The following is a 22,045-nucleotide window of genomic DNA, read 5'->3' on the forward strand; positions in this document are numbered from 1 at the left end:
AGGGCGGAAATCGTCGCGGCCGCCGTCCGGATGATCATCAAGCAGGAGGGGTTAGACCATGAAGTTAAGAAGAAGAAGGTTCTTGTTAATGGTGGTATCGCTAATTCTGACAGGAATATTGGCCGGCTGCAGTTCGGATGGGCCGGGCCCTTCCGAAACAGGCGATTTGCCGCAGGCTTCCGAAGACGGAAGATTGAATCCGGCTACATTGAAGATCATGTTCCCCGGAGATCCGCCGGCGGGCTGGGATGAAGTCAAGGCGGAGATGGAGAACCGTCTGGCTGGTACGCTTAATGTGAAGCTGAACGTGGTGTTTATCCCATGGACGGACGTTCTTCAGAAGCGTCAAGTTTCATTATCCTCCGCGGAAGACTACGATCTGATCTGGGACAATAATCCGGTGCAAAATATAGCCGCAGGCCTCTATGAACCGCTGGACGAATTGATCGAGAAATATGGGGCCGATATCAAGGCCAATCGCTCTGCAGAGCTGATGGAAGCCAATAAGGTAAACGGTAAATTGTATGCGGTTCCGCTTGAAGTGAATTTCATACGCCCATGGACGTTCGTCATTCGCAAGGACATTCGGGAGCAGCTGGGTGTCGAACCGATCAAGAGCTATGACGAGCTGATCGAATTTATGTATTTGGTGAAAGAAAAGGTTCCGGAAGTCACTCCCTTCATTCCTAACGGTACGGAACATATCGGCTTGAGACTTGCAAACATGCTTGATCCGTCAGCCAACATTGCCGCCGTATTGAACTATCCCGGACTGTACACCAAAGGGAACGACGGGAAGGTTTATAATATTTTCGATAACATGGACCCCATGATTATGAAAAATTTCGAGCAATATCGCAAGCTGTATCAGGACGGAATTTTGGCCAAAGACGCCCTTACGCTTAAAAATGCGGAATTTGCCAAAGGAAAGGCGGCTGTTTCCACGTTTTTCGATTTCGGCGTCAATCTGAATACCCGCACGGCGCTTGAAAAATCGGTTCCGGGAGCTTCTGCCGAAGCTTTCTCCTTATACGACCCCAACATGAAGCTGAGCTCAACCTACAAAGCGGGCAATTTTATTGCCGTTCCGGTGGTAAGCAAAAATAAAGAACGCGCCGTTCAATTCCTTAATTGGCTGAACCAGAAGGATAATTACGATCTTCTTGCCTACGGTATAAAGGGCAAAAACTGGGAAGATGCGGGCGAAGGTCTTTATAGACCGATCAAAGATAACCCTTATGCGGGCGTTCCTTTCGCATGGGGCTGGAATCCGAAGCTGGATCGAATCGATGCCAGCCTGCCTGAAGATGACATTGCGCTGAATAAGTGGCAGAGGGATCCCGGTAACTTCACAACGGATATTCTGACGGGCTTCACCTTCAATCCAAGCCCGGTAGCCAATGAAGTGGCACAACTCAGCAATGCGGGCGCGGAGTTTTATAATCCGATCGTGATGGGGCTGGTGGAACCGAACGAGGGTCTGGCCAAGTTTAAGGAAAAGGCTTACGACAATGTGAAGAAAGTCCAAGAGGAGTATCAGAAGCAACTGGATGAATATCTGGCTGGGAAGAACAAGTAGGCCATGGGGATTCTGCAGGAGCTGAGGAAGAACAAATGGCTATATGCGATGTCGATTCCCGTTATTGTGTATGTTTTTATTTTTTCTTATTTGCCGATGTCCGCTCATATATTGGCCTTCAAGCAGTTTATGCCGGCAAAGGGGCTATGGGGGAGCGAATGGGCGGGCCTCGACAATCTGACGTTTTTTTTCACCGGTCCGGATTGGCTGGGGGTTACGTTGAATACGATTTACTTGAATCTTCTGTTCATTGTTTCGGGTACCGTATGCTCCTTATGCATTGCGCTGCTGCTGAATGAAATCCATCATTCCTTTATCAAAAAGGTGACGCAATCGCTTGTCATTCTGCCGCATTTTATTTCCATTATCGTCGTTAATCTGATGGTCGTGAATTTCTTTAACGGGCAGGACGGCATGATTAATCGCTTGCTGAAGGAATTCGGTTTTCAGATGATTTCCTGGTTTCAAACGCCGGAAGTTTGGCCTTGGCTGCTCACGATCATATTCGTATGGAAGGGAGCAGGGTGGGGATCGATTATTTATCTTGCAACCTTGACGGGTTTCTCCGAGGAATATTATGAAAGCGCTAAAATCGACGGCGCCAAGCGGTGGCAGCAGATTTGGTATATTACGCTGCCGCTGCTGAGGCCGACCATTATCGTGCTGACGCTTCTCTCGCTGGGACGCATCTTTTACGGCGATTTCGGCTTAATTTACGGCATCATCGGAGACAATTCGCTGCTCTTCGATTCTACGGATGTGATCGATACGTATACGTATCGATCCTTGAGGTCCACGAATATGAACAGTTACAGCAATGCCGCGGCAGTCGCCTTGTTCCAGTCGGTTATGGGACTCATCACCATTCTGTTCTTCAATTGGGTTGTCCGCCGGGTCGATAACGATTCGAAGCTGTTCTAGAAAGGGAGTGATTGCATGAAAATGGCACAGCGGGATACTTCGCAGCTCGCCGTGTCCGCAGCGGCTTATCTATGCATCGGCTCGTTCGCTCTGATATGCTTTATTCCCTTCTGGCTTATGTATATCGGGTCGTTCACGGCGGAGAGTCAGATTGTCAAAGGCTTTCGAATGTTCCCGACGGAATTTACGTTTGATTCCTACCGTTTCTTATTCCAGGGCAGCCAGGTGTACTACAGCAGTTTCGTTTCCATTTTTATTACGGCGGCAGGCACCGTCGCAGCCGTGCTAATGACTTCCATGTTCTCCTATGTAGCGGCCCATCCGAAGGTGAAGTACCGGTATGTCCTTTCCTTCTACATTTATTTCACGATGCTGTTTCCGCCCGGTCTGGTCGGCTATTATTTGCTTATTTCCAACTGGCTGAACCTGCGGGATTCATTGCTCGCGCTGCTGCTGCCGCTTTTGTTCTCGGCCTTCAACGCCTTCTTGATGACATCGTATTTCCGCACGCTTCCCTTTGAATTGAATGAGGCGGCAACCGTGGACGGTGCGCATGAAATGTATATCTTCTTCCGGATCATCTGGCCGATTTCCATGCCGGTTATCGCGACGATCGCCCTGTTCTACGCGCTTTCTTATTGGAACGACTGGTTTAACGCGCTGATGTTTATTGACGATCCGCACAATCATCCGCTGCAGATGATGCTGCGAAGAATCGTTTCCAATTCGGAGAATCTGGATTATTTGAATGCGAATATCAATATTCCCGTTTCGGCGACAGGCGTTCAGCTTTCGACGGTAGTTATTACGATTGGGCCGATTATTTTCCTATATCCGTTTCTGCAGCGCTATTTTATCAAGGGGATGACGATCGGAGCCATTAAGGGATAGGGGGGAACGGATGGATGAAGCCTCATTTCCGGTATTCCCCGGAGCCGGTGCTGGAGCCGGTTCCGGGCTGCGAGTGGGCAAGCAAAATGGTGTTGAACCCGGCTATTGTCAAGGACCCGGCTTCCGAACGGCTGCATATGCTCTTCCGGGCGACGGGCCCATGGTCCCGGAAGCGAAAGAAAGGCAAGCATGACCCGTATCCGATCTTTCTCGGTTATGCGGCGAGCAGCGACCTTGGGAGAACGTGGACTGCCGATTTCTCCCGGCCGGCCATTGCCCCAGCCCTGAATGAGCGGTATGAAGACATTTATATTACGGATATACACGGCAACCGCGTACGCGATTATTCGAACGGATGCATCGAAGATCCGCGAATTTTTCCGGTAGAAGATGAGCTTTATCTGTCCGCGGCATGCCGACTGTTTCCGCCCGGCCCGTATTGGCTTATTGATCGGGAGCCGCCTGTGGATACGCGCAACGACTATGTGCCGGAATGGGTGCATGAGGGGGATGATCCTTTCCGCGTGACCGCCTGCTCCAACCCGACCGTAACCGTGCTGTATAAGCTGGACTTGGATAAGTTGAAATCGGGATGCTATGAGGAAGCCTTTGCCTATGTATGCCCGTTGACGGAGGGCTACGTCAGCGATAACCGCGACGCCTTCCTGTTCCCGAACAAGATGCTGATTGGCGGGAAGCTGCAATATGTGATGCTGCATCGCCCGATGACGTCTGCCTTATTCCCTCAAGGAGCCAGGGCAAAGAAACCGTCGATCTATCTCGCTGCGGCGGAAAAGCTGGAGGATTTCGCTTGCGGCAGGCAATCCACCGTCTGCTGGCGACGTGTATATTCGACTGGGAAGAGGATCGGATCGGGGCAAGCTGGGCGCCGCTCCGAATTTCGGCTGGCGAATGGCTGGTTTCTTATCATGGCAAAAAAGATGCCAGCTTCGGATATACGCAATCCTTCATGATTTTGCGCGAGCAGGATAACGATTTCCCTGTTGTGGCGCATCGATGCTCCGAGCGATTGATGTATGCCAGCCAGGAATGGGAGATGCCGAGCGATTATCCAACGCCTTGCTTATTTACAACGGGAGGAATAGTTATAGGAGACGATCTGATTATGTCTTATGGAGCAGCCGATCAGAAGGCAGGCATTTCTTGGGTGAATTTTGCCGAGCTGGTGGAGTATATTAAGCAATTTGACGCAGAAGGCCGGAAGGTGGAGTGACGGAGGTGTTAAACACGGTTCTCGCGGTTACTCTAATACGGCGGGGAGGTGATTTATATGTAAGCGCTTTACAGGATTGATTAACCGTTTCAACAATGTCGAGACTATTATGGTGGAGGTTAGTTATGAGGAAATGGTATAGATGGTATCGAGGTGATGCTTTTAGACTTTTTCTAGTCATCCTGCTGGTGTCGTCGTTCATCCCTGCCGGAGGAGCTCTCGCGGGAGGTACGCTGCTTAGAACCGGAAACTATTACTACAGCCCTGCCCCGAATGCAGGCAGTTCTCCCGACAAAGGGGCAACCGGCTTGGTATCATCGGAGGACGGCGTACTTCTTGACGCCTTAACGACGACCTATGCCGGATGGATGGGAAGCGCGACCGCCAAAGGGACGGTGCAGGTGGTGTTTGACCTGCTGAAGGACTACCCGCTGGACAGCATAAACATCGTATTGAATTCGCCTAACAGCTATTGGGGATTTAAGGAATTTACGGTCAAATACCGCTCCGAGGCTACAACGGATTATTACTATATTGCCGGAAAGCATGCAAAATCAGGAACCGCCTTGAACTATTCGGTAAACATCCCGATGAACAACAAGACGGCCAGGTTTATTGTCATCGATATGAAGCGGTCGCACGCCTATCAGCATATCCCGCTTACGGAAGTGCAAATCTATAAAGGCACAGGCGATGAAGGGCAGAATCCGGCTGCTGCTTTTACCGTAGAGCAGATGCAGGCTGAGCTTAAGAAAGACGCTATGATGGCGGATAAATACGGACAGTGGATTTATGAAACGTGGACGGGAAAGGTTGCAACCGACGCACAATTACGGCAGGAATATGCGAATGAGGCGAAAGCGCTGGAGAAAGTTTCGCTGGACCGAAATAAATATGATCAGTACGGTGGGATTAAAAGCGGGGGACAGTACGAAAGCACCGGATTTTTCCGACTTGAACAAATCGATAATAAATGGTGGTTTATTACGCCGGACGGCTATAAATTCATTTTAAAGGGCGTGGATGCGACAAGCATATGGGAGTGGGGATACGGAACGCCGTTTAATAAAACGGACGGCACTCCCCGGAATGTGTTCGAGGAGCTTCCCGATCCTAGCGTCTATGCTCCCGCTTACGCCAATGACACAAATGGCGAAAGAGTCAGCTTCGTCGTCGCCAACGTCATGAAAAAATACGGCAGCAACTATGAATCGAAGTGGGAGGAAATCACCAAGAAGCGGTTGATCGATTGGGGCTTTAACGCCTTTAGCAAGTGGACCAGGCCTAATAATGTGACGTTTCCCTATATAGAGGTTCTGCAAGATCCGTTAAATTTGAAAAGGATTCAATGGACGTACGATGTGTTCGATCCGCAGGCTGAATCCATTATCGACAGCGCCTTGAGCGCACGGCTTCAACAGGCGAGGAATGACCGGTGGCTGATCGGCTACACTTACGATAACGAGGCCGGATGGACGGCCGATATTGTAAAAGAAATATTGACGTATGATTCGACCTCTGCGGCGAAGGGCGCCTTTGTGGATTTTCTTGCGCCAAGATATAACAATGACATTGCCGCCGTCAACCAGATTCTTGGCACGGGCGCCGAATCATTTGACGCATTAAAGAATACGTCGATCGCGGTCGCGAGCGTTCCGGCTGCGGATGTATCGGACTATATCAAGCTGGCTTCCAAAACGTACTTCCAGACGATCCGGAATATTATCGAAAAATATGACGCGAACCATTTGTTCTTAGGTTCTTCTATCGTTCCCACCTGGCGGACCAGTCTGGATTGGGATTCGGCAGCCATGGAATTTGTGGATGCTTTTTCCGTAGATAATTATGCGAAAGATGCAGGCTGGCTTTCCAGATATGAAGCTTTCGGAAAACCGCTGTTGAATCTGGAATATACATTTAGCACTAGCGAGCGCGGGTTATCGCCCATCAATGCGGCTACAGCCAGCATAGCGGACAGAGGCATGGCCTTCAAAGCTTTCATCGAAAGCCAAACGGCACATCCGCTATTTGTCGGATCGGGCTGGTTCGCGTACTTTGATCAAGCGGTTACCGGACGCAGAGACAACGAGAATTTCAATACAGGCTTGGTAAATCAGCAGGATCAGCCCTACACGGATATGGTCAATATCATGAAGACCGTCAATAAAGGGCTGGAAACGATCCATGCGAACGGTGGCTAAAACCGGAAACGGCGCAAAGCACTTATATAGAAATAAGGGTTGAAAATAATAAAGCTGCCGGCGACGGCAGCTTATTCTGCTGGCAGGCTGTTATAAGATCAGTCCGACGAAACAAGGATGTTATCGAAAACAGCCGTCTGATCGTACGTCCGCAAACCGATGTACCCGTTTTTCAAGCTGGAGTCGTTAACGCTGATTTTTTTCACGCCGTCCACATAGGCTTGCAATGAGCTTCCTTCCATCACCAGCTTAAGCAGATACCAAGTGCCTGGAGTGGCTATCATACTCGCTTCCCCGATCTTGGTCCAACTATTGCCCAGTTTCTTGTACAGTTGGACTTTATTCAGATCATAATTGATGCGCAGGGTGTACATGTTGGAGAAATCTGAATTTGCCCGGGCGATTAAGCCGGTAGAAGCGTTGGCCATATGATTGTCATACGCTTTTAAGGCTACGGTTACGGTGGCGTTGGAATAGGTCGAATTGATAACGGTTTCGGCAATGCCTGTGCCCGATTGTTTCAACACTTTATTGACTAGGGGAATGCTGTCGTGACTGACATCATTGGATAAAGACCAGCTGCCGCTCAGAGGGGTCCAGCTGCCGGAACTATTGTTTTGAAAGCTGTCGCCAAAGTTATGCGGTTCAAACATGACCGCATCGGCTCTGTTGGATCCGCCTCCAACGGCCGCGAGCTTCACATATTCTTCCGGTCCGCCAGCGAAATATACCGTATCGATCAGGCGCCACTGACCGCCCGCTATATTCGTCTGATCGATGGTTACAGTGTTCGTTATCCCATTGTGATAGACCGAATATTGAGCATACTTCGTTGAACCCTGATGGTAAGGATATCGGACATACACATTGTAGTATCCAGGCGTCGCGAAGTTCGGCCTCCACGTAGCCGTACTTCCAATGGTACTGCTGTAACGGGAGCTGCCGCCGTAACTGCCGCCCAGCGTACTAGTCCCCCATGTGCCCGTCTCAGCGTAGCCGCTGCTGTCTTTATCGACAATGACCCCGCTTTTCGCCTTAATCGGACCGATGATGTTGGAATACGGAGAATAGGAACCGTGCACGTTTTTCGCTTTCACTCTATAGTAGTAGCTTGTGCCGTCCTGAGCAGATGCATCGTCGAAGATCGGCACGGTAAACGTATGATGGCGCGGTGCGGTAATATCATCCGTCACATCGCTGCCTACTGCTGTCCATGGACCGGAAGAACTTGTCGAACGTTCAACGTCATAAGTGCTTGCCCCCGAGACACCCATCCAGGAGAGGGTATGAACGGAATCGACAGGGAACATAACAGGCGCATCGGGTGTCGGCCAAGGAGGTACGACCAGGCCTTTCATCGAGTAGGCATACTTGCGCAGCAGATCGATGGCGGCCTTTTCGTTCGCCCAATCGCCGGTTGCGAATCCGGGATAGCGCAAATAGGACCACGCCCCAACCGGAGGCCAATGCCATCCGCCCATCTTGTGATGATGCATGCTGCCCCAGAACATGGCACCCGATGTTCCATTGTTCTGAACGATGTCGAGCAGCTGTTCCGTATCCGCCGGGGAAAAGTCGCCGAATTCGCCAATGATCAGCGCTTTTTTTCCTTTGGTGCTATTTCTCCACTCATTGAGCTTTGTAACCATGTCGACATTGTGATATCTGTAAATGTGCGGAACGATAATATCAATATGGCTGTCATTAAGTGCATTGGTCCTTATTCCCTGTGCGCGGACATATCCTCCATCGGCTACAAGATGGTTGGAATCGAGGCTCTTTACATACGCGGCCATCTCGCTTATCCAGCTATCCGTGGAGGGAAGTTCGTTCCCCAGCTGCCAGGCCAGAATGGCTTTATCGTTATTGTACGGAACGCCCGTATACGTATTGGTCCGCTGAACCACAAATTTAATGAAATTTTTGAAGTCCTGCTTTATGGTCGGATCGCTCCAAAAATCATTCGCCGTTTTCCCGCGGAAAGCCGACCAATCGGCAATCCCTCCGATGTAGTTATACTTATCGACGAAAGGCACGATTAGCCGAACATCGTAATGGTTTGCCAGTTGTATAATTTTATCCAGCAACTTGAATGCGCTTTCATTATATTCATTAGGCCCCATCACATGACGAAAAGTTCCTGCGGGATCGCTGCCCATTGACACTTCAAACGGATATAAGCGGATGACATTAATCCCTGAGCTGCTTGCCGCGCGAATTGCATCCTCGATTTCAGACGGATCCGTCCATGCTCTATTCAGTAAAGGCTGGTTGGTTCCGATAAAACGAAACGCGAGTGTTCCCTCCATCAACGTATCTCCGCTGCGCGTAATATAGTGTGAGAATCCCGACTCGGCACGAGCCGGCCAAAAGTTGTAAAAAGAATCGTACGCAAGCAGCATAACGGCCAAGGCGACGAGTTTCAACCATTTGTTCATGCCATTATTCCTCCTTATTTGCAGATGACCATCCGATAGAACGACATCTCCGGAACGCAGCAAAGGTAAATCCCCTAGTAGAAGATATGAAAGCGGATACAAAAACTTGCCAATTCGATACATCGCGACAATTATATTCACATCATGGGTAATTTGTTACCACAATAGAATGGATAAGTTTTCGAGCATTCGAAAACCGAAATTCTATTTGGCGATAAATCCTACCTCTAAACGCGGTCGATCATCCTGAATAGGTCTCGATAGAGGATTTCTCATTCCGAATGGCGCTTTCGAAACTTGCCGGCGAATCGTAGAATGGAGGGCTTTTTTGTATAAAATGAGGAGAGACTGCTGAATCGCGGTTATTGGGGTACAGCGGCGGGTGTAGCTGTCCTGCATATAAAAACAGGTCAGTTAATGGCGTGATTGACCATTAACTGACCTGTTTGATATTTGCAGCGTTTGCATCATTATATAATATTCCCCGGGGTTTATTCTTCTTTGGTCAAAGCCCGGTCGCGAAGCACGCGGTCGAGCAGATTGCGAATCAGATCGAGATCGTCCTTCTCCAGAGGGACGCCGTCCCAATGAAGCTGCTCAACGTTTAAGTATTCTTTTGCATTATGGTTAACCTCCGCCGGCAGTTCGGAGTAATCCGTAAGACCTATTAAATAATCAGCCGACGTACGCAATTTTCGTGATATCGTTTGTATGGACTCGATCGTCGGCTGACGGTATCCCGACTCATAGCCGGCATAGGTGCTTTTGGCAACGCCAACATAATCGGCCACTTCCTGCATGGTCAATTTCCTCTTCTTCCGCATCTGCTTCAGTCGCTTCGCAAACATATTTATGCCCCCATCTATTTACGCATGCAAAAACAGTATATCAATCTTTTGCCCGTCTTTCTATAGATTCCGTAAAGCCGACCAGCTGAAAATAACGGTGCCATGGAAACGGCGTTAATTTTGTTTTAATGGAAACGAAGCTTGTCCGATACTTATTGCCCAAGTGTAAACAAATTCCTTTAAAGTGTTATAATCAGCATTAGACAGAAGAAGAAGACAGAAGGAGAGCGGCCGTTATGGAGCATAAGCCGGATGGATCTTATTACGCAGTCATTTTTACGAGCAAGCGTACAGGAGGCGATCAAGGCTACGGCCATATGGCAGACCGTATGGAGGAGCTTGCGGGCAAGCAACCGGGTTTCATTGGAATCGAAAGCGCAAGGGATGCAGCCGGAGTCGGTATTACCGTTTCTTATTGGGAGAGCCTTGAGCCAATTGGCAACTGGAAGAATAATGAGGCCCATCGAGTAGCCCAGGATAAGGGCAAGCAGTTCTGGTATGACAATTATACGGTACGAATCTGCAAGGTCGAGAAGGAGTATTCGTTCGGATTAGAATAAGTGAGAGTGCAATGACTTAGGAGGTAATTTGAAAATGAGATCAATCCTTTGCCTTCCTGATTTAACGGCGGAGCAGCAGGAGGCGGTGCGGAGCGCTGCGCCAGGGTTATCGATACAGTTCGGTAACGCGTTAACAAGCTTCGAGGATCGCGATTACCGGGAAGCGGAAATTATTTTCGGCTGGGATGCTAAGGTGAACACGGAGGCTCTGCAGGAGGGCACGAAGCTGCGCTGGGTGCAGAGCTGGTCGTCGGGCATCGACTCTTTGCCGCTTGCACTGCTGGAGGATCGGAACGTATTGCTTACCGATGCCAGCGGCGTTCATGCCAGATCGGTATCCGAGACCGCGGTCGCTATGATGCTCGGACTGGCGAGGGGCACTGCGTCGGCCGTTCGCAATCAGCAGACGGGCTTATGGGAAAGCCCATCGACGCTCGCGGAAATGAACGGGGGTACGGTTGCGATCGTCGGTGCCGGAGAGATTGGCCGCGAGGTCGCCCGAATTGCACGCGCTTTCGATATGCGCGTCTTAGCCGTACGCCGCTCGGGCGGCGCCATGCCGGAGGCGGATGTTGTCTACGATACAACCCGCCTCGATGATGCGCTTCGCGAAGCGGATTATATCGTTAATATTTTGCCGCTCACGAACGAGACCGAGCATGTATTTGGCGCGGAACGTTTCGCCGTCATGAAGCGCAGCGCTTACTTTATCAATGTGGGGCGAGGCGCGACGGTTCGGACCGAAGATCTGATCGAGGCGTTGAAAAAGGGCAAGATCGCCGGCGCTGGACTTGATGTGTTCGAGCAGGAGCCGCTGCCCTCGGACCACCCGCTCTGGTCGATGCCAAACGTCATTATTACGCCGCATAATGCGGGCGGCATGACCGTTCGCAACACGGAGCGGTTAGTGAAGCTGTTCGCGGACAATATTAAGATTTACTTATCAGGCGAGACCGGCAGCTTGCGCAACCTTGTCGATTATAGCAAAAAGTACTGATGAAAGAAGGAGGTGTCCAAAAGCCATAGGCTTAGGGGCACCTCCTTCATTGTAGTGCGACGAGTTAGCTCTATTGGATATCTGCAGCAACTTCGCGCGATGGGAGCGTGGTTGGAAGGCTATGTTGGATTCCTGCACTAACTTTTGAGCTAAGAGGCTGTCAAAGAGGCACAAGCATACCCGACTATACCGTCGCCGTTGTCTTATACACTTCCCGGATCGCGTCTTCTACGTTTGGCTCTTTCACGCTTATATCTTGGATAGGAAGCTTCTGCGAAAGCGCAGCGATCAGTTCGGGTGCGGACACGAGATCTTTTTCGAACTGGTACCATATTTTGAGCCCTTCTTGCTTGATCACGGTGGCGTTGGGGGTGGAAAGATCGTCGCAAGGCTCCTGAAGCTCTACGACGAGCATACGGTGTGGCGTTAACTTATGAATGATCGAATCGATGGGACCATCCTCGACGATTTTCCCGTTATTCACGACGATAATACGGCTGCATAGCAGCTCGACGTCGTCGAGATCATGCGTGGTTAGAATAACCGTCACTTTTCGCGTACGATTAATTTCCTTAATAAAATTGCGGATCGCATGTTTGGCATCGGCATCCAGCCCGATCGTAGGCTCATCCAGAAACAGTACGGAAGGAGAATGCAGCATCGCCGCCGCGATATCGCCGCGCATGCGCTGGCCAAGCGAAAGCTGGCGAACGGGCGTATTCATGAAATCATGAAGCTTAAGCACTTCGGTCAGCACGGCGAGATTCTCCTCGTAGGCCGCCTTGTCGATCTGATAGATGCGCCGCAATAGCTCGAACGACTCGCCAAGCCGTAAATCCCAATACAGCTGCGTACGCTGCCCGAACACGACGCCAAGCTTGCGGACGACCGCCTTTCGGTCCGCTTGCGGGGAAATACCGCATACCTTAATCGATCCTGCGGTTGGATGGAGAATACCGGTCAACATCTTGATGGTCGTGCTTTTACCTGCGCCGTTAGGGCCGATGTAGCCGACAATTTCACCGGGCGCAATGGAGAAGCTGATGCCGTTTACGCCGTTGAATTTCGTTTTTTTGGGAAACAACAGGCTTTTGAGCGAGCCGCGCAGTCCGCTTTCTTTTTTCACGATGATATATTCTTTCACGAGATCCTTTACTTCAATAACCGCTTCCATGCTCGTTATGTCCCCCTATGAGCCTGCGCTCTCGTAATTTTTCATGCCGTATCTAAAAATAACGCTCGCGAGCAAGAAACACACCAATCCGGCAACTGGCGTCCAGAGCGCGAAGCTGAGCGGAAGTTCGAGACCGCCGTTATCCGTGCCGAGAAACTCGGCTGCAGGGTAGAAGCTGATGAACCCGATCGGAATGACGAAAGTAAATAGCGCTTGCAGAAAATAAGGGTACATACTGAGCGGATACATCGTTGCGCGTTCCAGCATCGTAAGGGCGAAGCTTACCATGGAGCCGTTCCGCTTCGTCCAGAAAGCAATCGCGCCCAAGCCCGTGAACATGGCGGCTCGAATCAGAATACCGCCGATCAGAACAAGAATGAGCTTGCCGATGTTGACCAGCGACCATTCGAAGCCGGCTATTTCGCAGCCATAGATAAAAATAATAATGCCCGGTATGCAATCGATAAGACCGATAAAGTTCACATAGCTGGCGATCAGCTGGAAAAAAACATTCATGGGCCGCAGAAGCAGGCGGTCGAAGCCGCCGTTAATGACCATATGGTCGATACTCCATGTATTAATGAAGAACACGACGAAGATGCCATGGCTGATCAGTCCGAGTCCGTATAGGAACGTCAGTTGGGGAAAATCCCAACCGTTCAGCGGTTGGAAGCGATCGACGATAATTTTGAGCATCCAAATGCCGGAGAAATATTGAATCGGGATCATAAGGAGCCAGCTGAATAGAAAAAGCGGGTACTCCAGCTGCCGCTGAACGGCCAGGCGCGCGAAGCAGGAAGCGACGGATACATAGTGCTTGATCGAGGAGACCATAACAGGTCATCATCCTCCTTGAATTAATGTTTTTTTCTTCGTGCGCGCCCATCCGGCTGCAAGGAAAAGAAAGAGGATAACGATCCACGCGGCTTGAACAGACATAGCGGTTAAGGCGTCGCCCGCGTTCGTATTGCCGATATAGATGCCGAGCGGTGTCTGGTACGTGTATTGAAAGGGCAGAAACTTCGAGACGGTCTGGACGCTGTCGGGAAAAAACCATAGCGGTACGATGCTGCCGGATAATACGCGAACGATGCTGTCTTTGACCATCCCCATATTGCCGAGCTCCATGACCCAGAACGCGATCAGTCCGACGAGCGCGCTGAGCAGCCACAGAATGGCATAGCTTAACAGGCAGCTCGGGAGAAAGAGGAGGAAGCTTTGGAAGGAAGCGGGCCAAGGAATGCCGAAAAAGATGGAAGCGAACATGATGAGCGGAAGCGCTTTGTTCATGAGCGAACTGAGCATATCGCCGATATCGTCGGCGAGGTAGCAGGCAAGAAGCGGAATCGGGCGGTAAAAGTCGGTGACGATCTGGCCTTCTCTTATTTTGTAATAGATCGTGTCCTGTACGCCGCAAACGAAGATCGTCGAGAGTGTGATCGATAGAATGGTGTAAGTCGTGACATCCTGCAGGGTAAGCGTTTCGACGGCTCCGGAGCCGCCTTTATAGGCGGTCTGCCACAGGAAAACGGATGCCAGCGTAAGAATGAGGTTGGTGGCTACGGCTGTGAATACTTCAAAGCGGTAAGTCAGATTGGTAAGAAGCTTCATTTTCGTTATGTACCAATAAGCTTGAAGCATAATAACCCCCCGAATGCAGCGTGATAAGCGAAAAATATAACGATAATATCTTAATATATGTAAAAGAAATAGGCTATGTATATTTTGATTATAGCAATGGGGATAGGGATAAGCTCGGCAACATGGCTAGCTCCTCGATCTAATAATAATTAAGTAACCTCCTTTAATAGGCGGTTACTTTTTTGTGTGTCTTGGACTGCGATGAGAACATTGCTATACTGAGACTGCGCGAAAAGGAACATCTTCTTCGTTCTTCTCGCTCTTACCGAGCAATGAATACTGCTTATGCGTTTGTTATAATTTAAAATAGTGGGCGTTCGTACGTCGACCATCCCTTAAATAGATAGGATGAATAGCCATGCTGAGGCTGCTGGGCAAAAGCGTTCGAGATTTTCGCGCCTCGTACCCGAAACTGCTTCTTTTCGAATATTTATATATGCTGCTGACGAGCGCCGTCATCATTCCCGTTATTACGTTTATTTTCAACCGGGTACTGACGGTCATTGGCTCAGGCTCGCTGCTTAACGGCGAGGTGTATCGGCTGGGTCTCAGCTATGAAGGCGTGTTTGGACTGATCCTGATTGGCCTTGTCGCTTCCTTTGCGCTGTTCATTGAATTATGCGTGCTTATTATTATGGTACAGCAGCGGTATTTCGGCAGAGAGGTGACCATAATGGACGCGCTCTTCACGACCTTGCGCCAGACGCCGCGCCTGCTCGGCTTCGGTGTCGTGCAATTGCTCGTATTCCTGCTTGTTCTGATTCCGTTCATCGACTCGCCGCTGTCCGCATCGTTCTACGCGCTGTTCAACGTGCCGATCTTCCTGCGCAGCAAGGTGATGTCCGCTTCGACGACGATGACGATCGTTTACATTCTCGTGTTGATCGCCGCACTGTATACGGTACTGCGCTGGATATTCGTGCTGCACTTCACGATGCTGGAGGGCAAGACGATTACGGAGGCGATCCGCAGCAGTCTTGCATTGACGCGTGGGAGAAGGCTTCAGCTCTTCTTCTCGCTATTCCTGCTTAATGCAGCTATCTTCGGCTTCGGCTTCGTATCGATCCACACCCTTTCATTGCTGCCTTCATGGCTCGATATTAATGTGCTTAAAGTATTTACCGCCCATTATTCGCTAACGCTGTCCACTATTCTGACGTATATGCTGACGTTGCTGCTCTTGCCGATCAATATGATCTTTCTGACCCGGCTCTTCTATTATTTGGGGCGAAATAAAGGGGTGAAGCCGCTGAATCGCGTTCGCGTATACCGCAGCAGGCTGGGGAGGTTGGAGGAGCGAATCTCTGCTTATTTGAGGGACAAGGGGCGACGGAGGACTCGGCTGATTTATATAGCTATTGCCGCTGTATACTTAAGTCTGGCGTTGTTCCTGGGCTTCAAGGCAAATGATAATCTCGTCTATGCGAAGTGGAGCGTGCTCATCTCGGCCCATCGCGGGGATACGGATAACGCGCCGGAAAATTCACTCCCTTCGATCCTATCCGCGATTGAGAAAGGCATCCAATCGGTGGAGATCGACGTTCAGATGACGAAGGACGGAGTAGCGGTACTGAATCATGATTATAATTTGAGAAGGGTGTCCGGTGTAACGAAGCGCGTATCGGAACTCACCTACGTAGAGCTTAGCGATATCGTTATCGGGAGGGATGCGAACGGCGATCCCATTCCTATTCCGACGCTGAGCGAAGCACTCTCAGAGTCGCAAGGCCGAATCAAGCTGCTGCTCGATCTGAAGCCGTACGGTCCGAGCGGCGACCTGGTGCGGAGCGTCGTAGGTCTCGTGCAATATTTCGGTATGGAGGAGGATGTCTACATTCAGTCGTTCGACAGCCAGACGCTGCAGCAAATCCGGGCGATCGCGCCTGAGATTAAGATCGGACAAATTCTTTATTTTGCGCTAGGCGATCTGTCTGCCCTTGATGTCGATTTCTATACGATCGAGAAAGTGATGCTGACGGAGCAACTCGTCGAGCGGGTCCATGCCGCAGGTCGCGAAATATGGGTATGGACGGTCAACAGCCAGCGCAATATGAAGGAAGTGCTGAAGTTTCAGATCGACGGCATCATAACCGATTATCCGGTTCGAGCCCAGTCGATGGTCGAACTTAATTTATGATCCGCAGCGAAAGAACCGTAAATCTCCGCGCAGAGGTTTACGGTTCTTCTTTCATTTCTTAAGAGGCGGATGTCGACTCTTGGTTGATTTGCGTCGAACGTTTGCCCAGGACGCCGCCGAACAGGAACATCCCGAGCGAAAGGGCCAAGCAGATTGCCGAGAAGAGTCCAATCGTAGCATATCCGCCGAACTGGACATAGATCAGGCCCGCCAGCCATGCGCCAAGCGTGTTCGCGCCGTTCATGGTCGAGTTGGCCAAGCTGGAGATCGTTCCCCGGATAGTGGCGTTCAGCGAAGTAAGTGCTCCCATGGCAATCGGGAAAACAACCCCAAGCGTCATGAAAATAATAAAATAGACCGTCGTTACAAAAGATAGCTTCGTCAGTTGGGGCATAACCGCATACAGTACGACGAGTAACGACATGCCCGCTGCCACGACGTTTGCATTGCCAAGATTGCGAGTTGCATGAGAGCTTAGGAAGCTGCCCAGCAGGGAACCGAGCCCGAGGCACATCATGACGATGCCGATCTGCCCGATCGTAAGCTCGAAGCGGTCGGTCATCCACTTGCCGACGAAGGCGAATGCCGTGCCGCTCCCTAAATGAAGGAGCAGGTAAGCAAGGAAGCCGCTCCTTGCTTTGCCGCTTCGGATCAGAGGGACATAACGGCGAAGGATGGAAGAGCGGACGCTCGTGCCGGCATTTGGCTTCATGTCGGGCAACAGGAAGAACGCGGCCAGGGCCAGCAGCAGCGAGACGATTCCGATCGTCCAGAACGAAACGGACCAATGGCTAATCGCCAGCCAGCTGCCGATCGGCACGCCGAGCGCCTGAGCGGCAGCCAGTCCTGCGAAGGCAATGCCCATCGTTCTCGGTATGCTTGCCACAGGCATGACAGCCGGGATCGATGCCCACACTTGAGGAGCTGTGAAGGCTGCGCTAATGCCCGCAAGGAGGCGGAACAGGCACATCGTCCAGAAGCTGTCTGCAAAGCCGCACAGAATCGTCGAGATGGAGAATCCGACCAAGCCGCTCAGCAAAACGATTCGGCGATTCCACCCGTCGGATAGCGGCCCGGCGATCAAGGCGAATACGGCAGAGCCGAGCGTGTAAGCGCCGACCATCCATCCCGCGATTCCCGTCGAAACGCCGAATTCCGACTGCAGCGTCGGCAGCAAGGGCGAGACGAGGAACGTATCGGTGCCGATCAAGAACATAATGAGAAAAAACAAGACGGTATATTTACGCATAGTCAATCACTCCTATCCTAATGGATTTGTATAGCTGGCGATTTCTATCGTAAAATATAATAGTGACAGATTATGTCGTAAACCTGGAGCATCGATAAAATATATTTGAAGGGAAGCGGTCCGGATTCCGAAATCCAAACGATTAATGGAGCTCATGATGACCGTCAACCGGAAGCGGCGGTTCAAGGTTCAAGAACTTGCCGATGAATTCGGCGTTTCCACGCGTACCATCCTTAGGGACCTGCAGGAGTTAAGCGAGCTTGGGGTGCCTCTCTATTCGGAAGTAGGTCCGCATGGAGGCTACCAGGTCATAAGGGAGAGAGTGCTGCCTCCGATCGCTTTTACGGAAGAAGAGGCGGTGGCGATGTTTTTCGCGGTGCATGCCCTGCGCCACTACTCCTCATTGCCGTTCGAAACGGAGTCTGCCTCTGCGCTGAATAAGTTCTACCTCCATATGCCCGGTGACGTTCGGGACAGGATCGACGGCATGAAGGATCGGGTCGATTTCGTTACGCCGACAAGAAGGAGCGAAGCCCCCTGCTTGTCCATACTGCTCGAAGCGGCCGTTCAGCAGAAGGTGCTTGCCATTCAATATGAGTCGAAGGAAGAGGGGGAGCGCAGCCGCCTAATCCAGCCGGTCTGCATCTATGCGAATACTGGCCTGTGGTATTGTACGGCCTACTGCTTTCTGCGCCGAGGATTCCGCGTATTCCGCTGCGATCGGGTTAGCGAGGCGTCGTATGACGAGTCCGGCACCGAACCGCTCGATCTGGGTGCTGTTCGCCTAAGCAGGCGAGAGGAGGCTGTGCCGAGGAATCCGATTCGCCTTCGGGCAGAACTAAGCCGATCAGGCGTCCAGCGCTGCGAGGCGGAGCTGTGGCTTGCTTCTATGCTTGCGGTACGAGAAGACGGAAGCGGCTCGATCGATAAGGATGTGTCACGCGATGATATTCCCTTCTACGCGGAGTTCTTCATCGGTCTAGGGGATGGGGTCGTACTGGAGGAGCCTCGGGAGTTGCGCGAGGCGATTCGGAGACGGCTCTCCGAGCTGCAGGCCCGATATGCGGAACCCGGCTAATTCAAGAGAAGCAATAAGGGCAGTCCCGTGGGACTGCCCTTATTGTTCTATTGTCTGATTAGATAAAGAAGGTCATCTGCTTAGGCAAGTCGGTTCGTATCATCCCATAAAAGACGAGATCCTCATATTGTCCCCATTTCATAATATGCTGAGGGAAAGTGCCTTCATATTTCATGCCGACGTTAATCATTACTTTATAGGATGCGGGATTTTTGGTCATCGCGGCGGCATGGATGCGGTTCAACTCCAGCTCCTCGAATCCGAATTGAACCATTCTGCGTGCGGCCTCGGTTGCATAGCCTTGTCCCCAATAAGGTTTGCCGATCCAATATGCCAGCTCGGCTCGATTATGATGTCGTGCGATGCCGATGCTCATATTCCCGACCAACTCTTCGTCTTCTTTTCGAACAACTGCAAAAGCATACCGATCGCCATTCTCGGCGGCTTGACGAGCCGCCTCGATCCATTGATCCGCCGCACCATCGGGATAGGGATGAGGAATAGCGAGAGTCGTACTGGCAACCTCTTTGTCTCCAGCTAGCAGTTGCACTTTATTCGCATCGGATAATTCAAAGGGGCGAAGCAGCAAGCGATCCGTTTCGAGCTTTCGTATCATCGTTATTCCTCCGGTTAGATATTCGTCGGTTTGCCGAACGTATGTATTTGCAACTATATGAGACGTTCCTTTTCCTGTCAATCACGGTTTAGTCGTCGAACGGAAAGCGTCGGCTTTCGTGATTTTAAGCGTCTGACTTACGGCTTGCTGCCTGCTCATCATAGCTGGGCAGCAACGCAAGGAAAGCCTTCGATGCTGCCGAGAGCGGCACGCCGTGAAGCGTGGCTACGCCAATGCTGCGATCCGGTAATGGCGGGTTCAATGTTAGCTCGATGAGCTCGCCCTTATGCAGTCGCTCCTGAACGAATTCGCGAATAACGAAAGCAAGCCCGAAGCCGCGCAAAGCGAACTGGACGAGCAGGTCGATGCTGCCAAGCTCGAATTCGGGCATAAGCTTGATACCGCTCGAGGCGGCATATTCATCGATGTATGCACGAGTGCTAGCGCCATTCTCCAGCATCAACAACGGATAGTGACGGATGTTATCCAGAGCAATGGGAGTCCTGGCTAAATGGGCGTATTTCTTGCTGCCGACGAGGCAGTCATGAACGAGCGCGGTTCTGAGATAGTGAATTTGTTTGTCGGAGGAGGGCGATCCTACAATACCGAAATCGATTTTTCCCTGCTTCAGCAGAGCAAGCGTCTCCGGCGTTGTCCGGTTCGTTACGTGAATGCGGATAGAAGGATGCTGCTCATGGAATTGTTCCAGGTAAGTCAACAAATAATGATTGCAAAGCGTATCGCTTGCCCCGATATGGATCTCCCCGCTGTTCAGATTGTTCATCTCGGCGATGGCTTTTTCCCCGTTCGATATACTATGAAAAGCTTGCTCGATATACCGCAGCAGCACATCGCCCTCCGCTGTCAGCTTGACGCCCTTGGACGTCCGGAAGAACAAAGCGCCTCCCATTTTATCCTCTAACTGCTTGACGGTATGACTTACGGCCGGTTGCGTAATATGAAGCTGCTCCGCCGCTGCGGTTAAACTGCCCGACTTCGCAATCCAATAAAAGACGCGATACCATTCGAGATTAATGTCCAAACCATTACCTCCGTTTATATCTATGATTACTAATATTAATTTCATTTATATCAATCGTCTCATTATAATGGGGATCGTAACCAACAACAAGCTTGGGAGGCCGATTCGATGACTGTAACTGCAATTGTAGGTGCAAATTGGGGAGATGAAGGCAAGGGGAAGATGACGGATGTGCTGGCGGCAAAATCGAGCTTTGTCGTACGTTATCAAGGCGGGAGCAATGCCGGACATACGATTATTAACCATTACGGGAAGTTCGCTCTGCATATGCTGCCGTCTGGCGTATTTTACCCATCGGTTAACAACGTGATCGGTCCAGGAGTTGCGCTGGATATCGGTATGCTTGCACAAGAGTACCAATCACTTGTAGATCGAGGCGTGCCGAAGCCTAAGCTATACGTATCCGAGCGTGCCCAAGTCGTTTTGCCGGTACATCGGCTTTTTGATGAACTGGAGGAGGAGCGGCTTGGAGAGAAAGGGTTTGGTTCGACGAAACGAGGCATAGCGCCATTCTATGCCGATAAGTTTGCGAAGCTCGGCATTCAAGCAGCTGACTTGTTCGATACGGTCAGGCTTCGGGAAAGGCTCGAACAATTACTCGCCTCCAAAAACGTATTGCTTCAGCATCTTTATAAGAGACAGCCTATTGAAGTCGATTCCATCATGGAACAGTTGAAGACGGAAGCGGAATGGCTTCTTCCTTTTGTAGGCGATACGACGTCGATGCTTCAGGAGGCATGCCGGAAGGGAGAATCGATTCTTCTAGAAGGTCAGCTCGGTGCGCTTCGCGACCCGGACCACGGCATCTATCCGTATTCTACCTCGTCTTCGACGATCGCGGGTTATGGTCCAGTAGGCAGCGGCATTCCTGCGCGGGCGATTACGGATGTTATTGGTGTCGTCAAAGCTTACTCAAGCTGCGCGGGTGCAGGTCCTTTCGTATCCGAGATCGAAGGGGAGGAGGCAAGCGAGCTTCGTCGGCGCGGGGGGGACGCCGGCGAATTCGGTGTAACGACAGGACGCCCAAGACGGATGGGTTGGTTCGATGCGGTCGCGACGCGCTACGGCTGCTTGCTCCAAGACGCGACGGAAGCAACGTTAACGAATCTCGATGTGCTCGGCTATCTGGACGAGATTCCGGTATGTACGGCTTATGAGCTGGAGGACGGCACGGTAACGGACCAGTTCCCTGCTACGAACAAGCTGAATGGAGCGAAGCCCATCTTGCAGAAGTTGACAGGCTGGAAAAGTGATATCTCGCATGCGAGGAGCTTCGACGAGCTGCCGGAAGCGGCAAAGGCTTATATTCGTTTTGTCGAGGCTGGCATTGGGGTCAGCATTACGAATGTGTCGGTAGGGCCAAGACGCGAGCAGGTTATCCAGCTTAACAGGAATACGGGTTTGTCCGTATCCTCTTAACATAGAACAGGGTAGCGGCA

General features: G+C 51.1%; 19 protein-coding genes. 11 read left to right on the top strand and 8 right to left on the bottom strand.

The window, feature by feature from the left end; genetic code table 11:
• The first annotated feature begins 58 nt into the window (after positions 1-58).
• The 6 genes from J2T14_RS23580 (at position 59) to J2T14_RS23605 (ending at position 6,826) form a co-directional block, all read left to right on the top strand.
• Positions 59-1,579 carry an extracellular solute-binding protein gene (locus J2T14_RS23580; RefSeq protein ID WP_307474716.1) on the top strand — a complete coding sequence of 507 codons (1,521 nt, stop codon included), beginning with the start codon at positions 59-61 and terminating at the stop codon, positions 1,577-1,579.
• Positions 1,580-1,582: 3 nt separating this feature from the next.
• The gene (locus J2T14_RS23585) at positions 1,583-2,500 is read left to right on the top strand and encodes an ABC transporter permease (RefSeq protein ID WP_307474719.1); all 918 of its coding nucleotides are present in this window, start codon (positions 1,583-1,585) and stop codon (positions 2,498-2,500) included.
• Positions 2,501-2,515: 15 nt separating this feature from the next.
• Complete coding sequence (locus tag J2T14_RS23590; protein WP_307474721.1) at positions 2,516-3,391, top strand: carbohydrate ABC transporter permease; 876 nt, start codon at positions 2,516-2,518, stop codon at positions 3,389-3,391.
• A 14-nt stretch (positions 3,392-3,405) separates the two neighbouring features.
• Positions 3,406-4,365, top strand: coding sequence for a hypothetical protein (locus J2T14_RS23595; RefSeq protein WP_307474723.1), 960 nt, complete (start codon positions 3,406-3,408; stop codon positions 4,363-4,365).
• The gene (locus J2T14_RS23600) at positions 4,308-4,625 is read left to right on the top strand and encodes a glycoside hydrolase family 130 protein (RefSeq protein ID WP_307474839.1); all 318 of its coding nucleotides are present in this window, start codon (positions 4,308-4,310) and stop codon (positions 4,623-4,625) included. The genes J2T14_RS23595 and J2T14_RS23600 overlap by 58 nt, the downstream gene beginning before the upstream one ends.
• Before the next feature lie 125 nt (positions 4,626-4,750).
• The gene (locus tag J2T14_RS23605; protein WP_307474725.1) at positions 4,751-6,826 is read left to right on the top strand and encodes a hypothetical protein; all 2,076 of its coding nucleotides are present in this window, start codon (positions 4,751-4,753) and stop codon (positions 6,824-6,826) included.
• 98 nt (positions 6,827-6,924) lie between these two features.
• Here the strand turns inward: J2T14_RS23605 and J2T14_RS23610 are convergent, their stop codons facing one another.
• Both J2T14_RS23610 and J2T14_RS23615 read right to left on the bottom strand, forming a co-directional pair.
• A complete protein-coding gene (locus J2T14_RS23610; protein ID WP_307474727.1) occupies positions 6,925-9,264 on the bottom strand; it encodes a golvesin C-terminal-like domain-containing protein in 2,340 nt (779 codons plus the stop codon).
• 491 nt (positions 9,265-9,755) lie between these two features.
• A complete protein-coding gene (locus J2T14_RS23615) occupies positions 9,756-10,112 on the bottom strand; it encodes a helix-turn-helix domain-containing protein (protein WP_307208093.1) in 357 nt (118 codons plus the stop codon).
• A 236-nt stretch (positions 10,113-10,348) separates the two neighbouring features.
• Between J2T14_RS23615 and J2T14_RS23620 the strand changes: the two genes are divergently transcribed.
• Together J2T14_RS23620 and J2T14_RS23625 are read left to right on the top strand one after the other, a co-directional pair.
• Positions 10,349-10,672 carry an antibiotic biosynthesis monooxygenase family protein gene (locus tag J2T14_RS23620; protein WP_307474729.1) on the top strand — a complete coding sequence of 108 codons (324 nt, stop codon included), beginning with the start codon at positions 10,349-10,351 and terminating at the stop codon, positions 10,670-10,672.
• Between the two features lie 34 nt (positions 10,673-10,706).
• Complete coding sequence (locus J2T14_RS23625) at positions 10,707-11,669, top strand: D-2-hydroxyacid dehydrogenase (protein ID WP_307474731.1); 963 nt, start codon at positions 10,707-10,709, stop codon at positions 11,667-11,669.
• A 184-nt stretch (positions 11,670-11,853) separates the two neighbouring features.
• On the opposite strand, the gene J2T14_RS23630 is transcribed toward J2T14_RS23625, so the two are convergent.
• From J2T14_RS23630 to J2T14_RS23640, 3 genes are read right to left on the bottom strand one after another with little or no spacing between them, the layout of a single operon-like run.
• Positions 11,854-12,843 carry an ABC transporter ATP-binding protein gene (locus J2T14_RS23630; protein WP_307474732.1) on the bottom strand — a complete coding sequence of 330 codons (990 nt, stop codon included), beginning with the start codon at positions 12,841-12,843 and terminating at the stop codon, positions 11,854-11,856.
• Positions 12,844-12,858: 15 nt separating this feature from the next.
• A complete protein-coding gene (locus J2T14_RS23635; protein WP_307208088.1) occupies positions 12,859-13,677 on the bottom strand; it encodes an ABC transporter permease in 819 nt (272 codons plus the stop codon).
• Positions 13,678-13,686: 9 nt separating this feature from the next.
• Entirely contained in the window at positions 13,687-14,484 is a 798-nt protein-coding gene (locus tag J2T14_RS23640) for an ABC transporter permease (protein WP_307474734.1), read from the bottom strand.
• A gap of 358 nt (positions 14,485-14,842) precedes the next feature.
• Here J2T14_RS23640 and J2T14_RS23645 point away from each other — a divergent pair, with 358 nt between their 5' ends.
• Entirely contained in the window at positions 14,843-16,621 is a 1,779-nt protein-coding gene (locus tag J2T14_RS23645) for a glycerophosphodiester phosphodiesterase (RefSeq protein WP_307474736.1), read from the top strand.
• A 58-nt stretch (positions 16,622-16,679) separates the two neighbouring features.
• On the opposite strand, the gene J2T14_RS23650 is transcribed toward J2T14_RS23645, so the two are convergent.
• Positions 16,680-17,870 carry an MFS transporter gene (locus J2T14_RS23650; protein ID WP_307474738.1) on the bottom strand — a complete coding sequence of 397 codons (1,191 nt, stop codon included), beginning with the start codon at positions 17,868-17,870 and terminating at the stop codon, positions 16,680-16,682.
• Between the two features lie 124 nt (positions 17,871-17,994).
• Between J2T14_RS23650 and J2T14_RS23655 the strand changes: the two genes are divergently transcribed.
• Positions 17,995-18,948 carry a helix-turn-helix transcriptional regulator gene (locus J2T14_RS23655; protein ID WP_307474841.1) on the top strand — a complete coding sequence of 318 codons (954 nt, stop codon included), beginning with the start codon at positions 17,995-17,997 and terminating at the stop codon, positions 18,946-18,948.
• A gap of 58 nt (positions 18,949-19,006) precedes the next feature.
• On the opposite strand, the gene J2T14_RS23660 is transcribed toward J2T14_RS23655, so the two are convergent.
• Positions 19,007-19,564 carry a GNAT family N-acetyltransferase gene (locus tag J2T14_RS23660; RefSeq protein ID WP_307474740.1) on the bottom strand — a complete coding sequence of 186 codons (558 nt, stop codon included), beginning with the start codon at positions 19,562-19,564 and terminating at the stop codon, positions 19,007-19,009.
• A gap of 124 nt (positions 19,565-19,688) precedes the next feature.
• Entirely contained in the window at positions 19,689-20,606 is a 918-nt protein-coding gene (locus J2T14_RS23665; RefSeq protein ID WP_307474742.1) for a LysR family transcriptional regulator, read from the bottom strand.
• Positions 20,607-20,714: 108 nt separating this feature from the next.
• On the opposite strand from J2T14_RS23665, the gene J2T14_RS23670 reads away from it, so the two are divergent.
• Complete coding sequence (locus tag J2T14_RS23670; protein ID WP_307474744.1) at positions 20,715-22,025, top strand: adenylosuccinate synthase; 1,311 nt, start codon at positions 20,715-20,717, stop codon at positions 22,023-22,025.
• Positions 22,026-22,045 lie beyond the last annotated feature (20 nt).

This window comes from Paenibacillus harenae (genome assembly GCF_030812415.1).
GTDB lineage: Bacteria > Bacillota > Bacilli > Paenibacillales > Paenibacillaceae > Pristimantibacillus > Pristimantibacillus harenae_A.

What these genes read in the sequence shown, in the direction of transcription:
- J2T14_RS23580 (WP_307474716.1), top strand. Translation starts at nt 59, where the DNA reads ATGAAGTTAAGAAGAAGAAGGTTCTTGTTAATGGTGGTATCGCTAATT.
- J2T14_RS23585 (WP_307474719.1), top strand. Translation starts at nt 1,583, where the DNA reads ATGGGGATTCTGCAGGAGCTGAGGAAGAACAAATGGCTATATGCGATG.
- J2T14_RS23590 (WP_307474721.1), top strand. Translation starts at nt 2,516, where the DNA reads ATGAAAATGGCACAGCGGGATACTTCGCAGCTCGCCGTGTCCGCAGCG.
- J2T14_RS23595 (WP_307474723.1), top strand. Translation starts at nt 3,406, where the DNA reads ATGAAGCCTCATTTCCGGTATTCCCCGGAGCCGGTGCTGGAGCCGGTT.
- J2T14_RS23605 (WP_307474725.1), top strand. Translation starts at nt 4,751, where the DNA reads ATGAGGAAATGGTATAGATGGTATCGAGGTGATGCTTTTAGACTTTTT.
- J2T14_RS23610 (WP_307474727.1), bottom strand. Translation starts at nt 9,264, where the DNA reads ATGAACAAATGGTTGAAACTCGTCGCCTTGGCCGTTATGCTGCTTGCG.
- J2T14_RS23615 (WP_307208093.1), bottom strand. Translation starts at nt 10,112, where the DNA reads ATGTTTGCGAAGCGACTGAAGCAGATGCGGAAGAAGAGGAAATTGACC.
- J2T14_RS23620 (WP_307474729.1), top strand. Translation starts at nt 10,349, where the DNA reads ATGGAGCATAAGCCGGATGGATCTTATTACGCAGTCATTTTTACGAGC.
- J2T14_RS23625 (WP_307474731.1), top strand. Translation starts at nt 10,707, where the DNA reads ATGAGATCAATCCTTTGCCTTCCTGATTTAACGGCGGAGCAGCAGGAG.
- J2T14_RS23630 (WP_307474732.1), bottom strand. Translation starts at nt 12,843, where the DNA reads ATGGAAGCGGTTATTGAAGTAAAGGATCTCGTGAAAGAATATATCATC.
- J2T14_RS23635 (WP_307208088.1), bottom strand. Translation starts at nt 13,677, where the DNA reads ATGGTCTCCTCGATCAAGCACTATGTATCCGTCGCTTCCTGCTTCGCG.
- J2T14_RS23640 (WP_307474734.1), bottom strand. Translation starts at nt 14,484, where the DNA reads ATGCTTCAAGCTTATTGGTACATAACGAAAATGAAGCTTCTTACCAAT.
- J2T14_RS23645 (WP_307474736.1), top strand. Translation starts at nt 14,843, where the DNA reads ATGCTGAGGCTGCTGGGCAAAAGCGTTCGAGATTTTCGCGCCTCGTAC.
- J2T14_RS23650 (WP_307474738.1), bottom strand. Translation starts at nt 17,870, where the DNA reads ATGCGTAAATATACCGTCTTGTTTTTTCTCATTATGTTCTTGATCGGC.
- J2T14_RS23660 (WP_307474740.1), bottom strand. Translation starts at nt 19,564, where the DNA reads ATGATACGAAAGCTCGAAACGGATCGCTTGCTGCTTCGCCCCTTTGAA.
- J2T14_RS23670 (WP_307474744.1), top strand. Translation starts at nt 20,715, where the DNA reads ATGACTGTAACTGCAATTGTAGGTGCAAATTGGGGAGATGAAGGCAAG.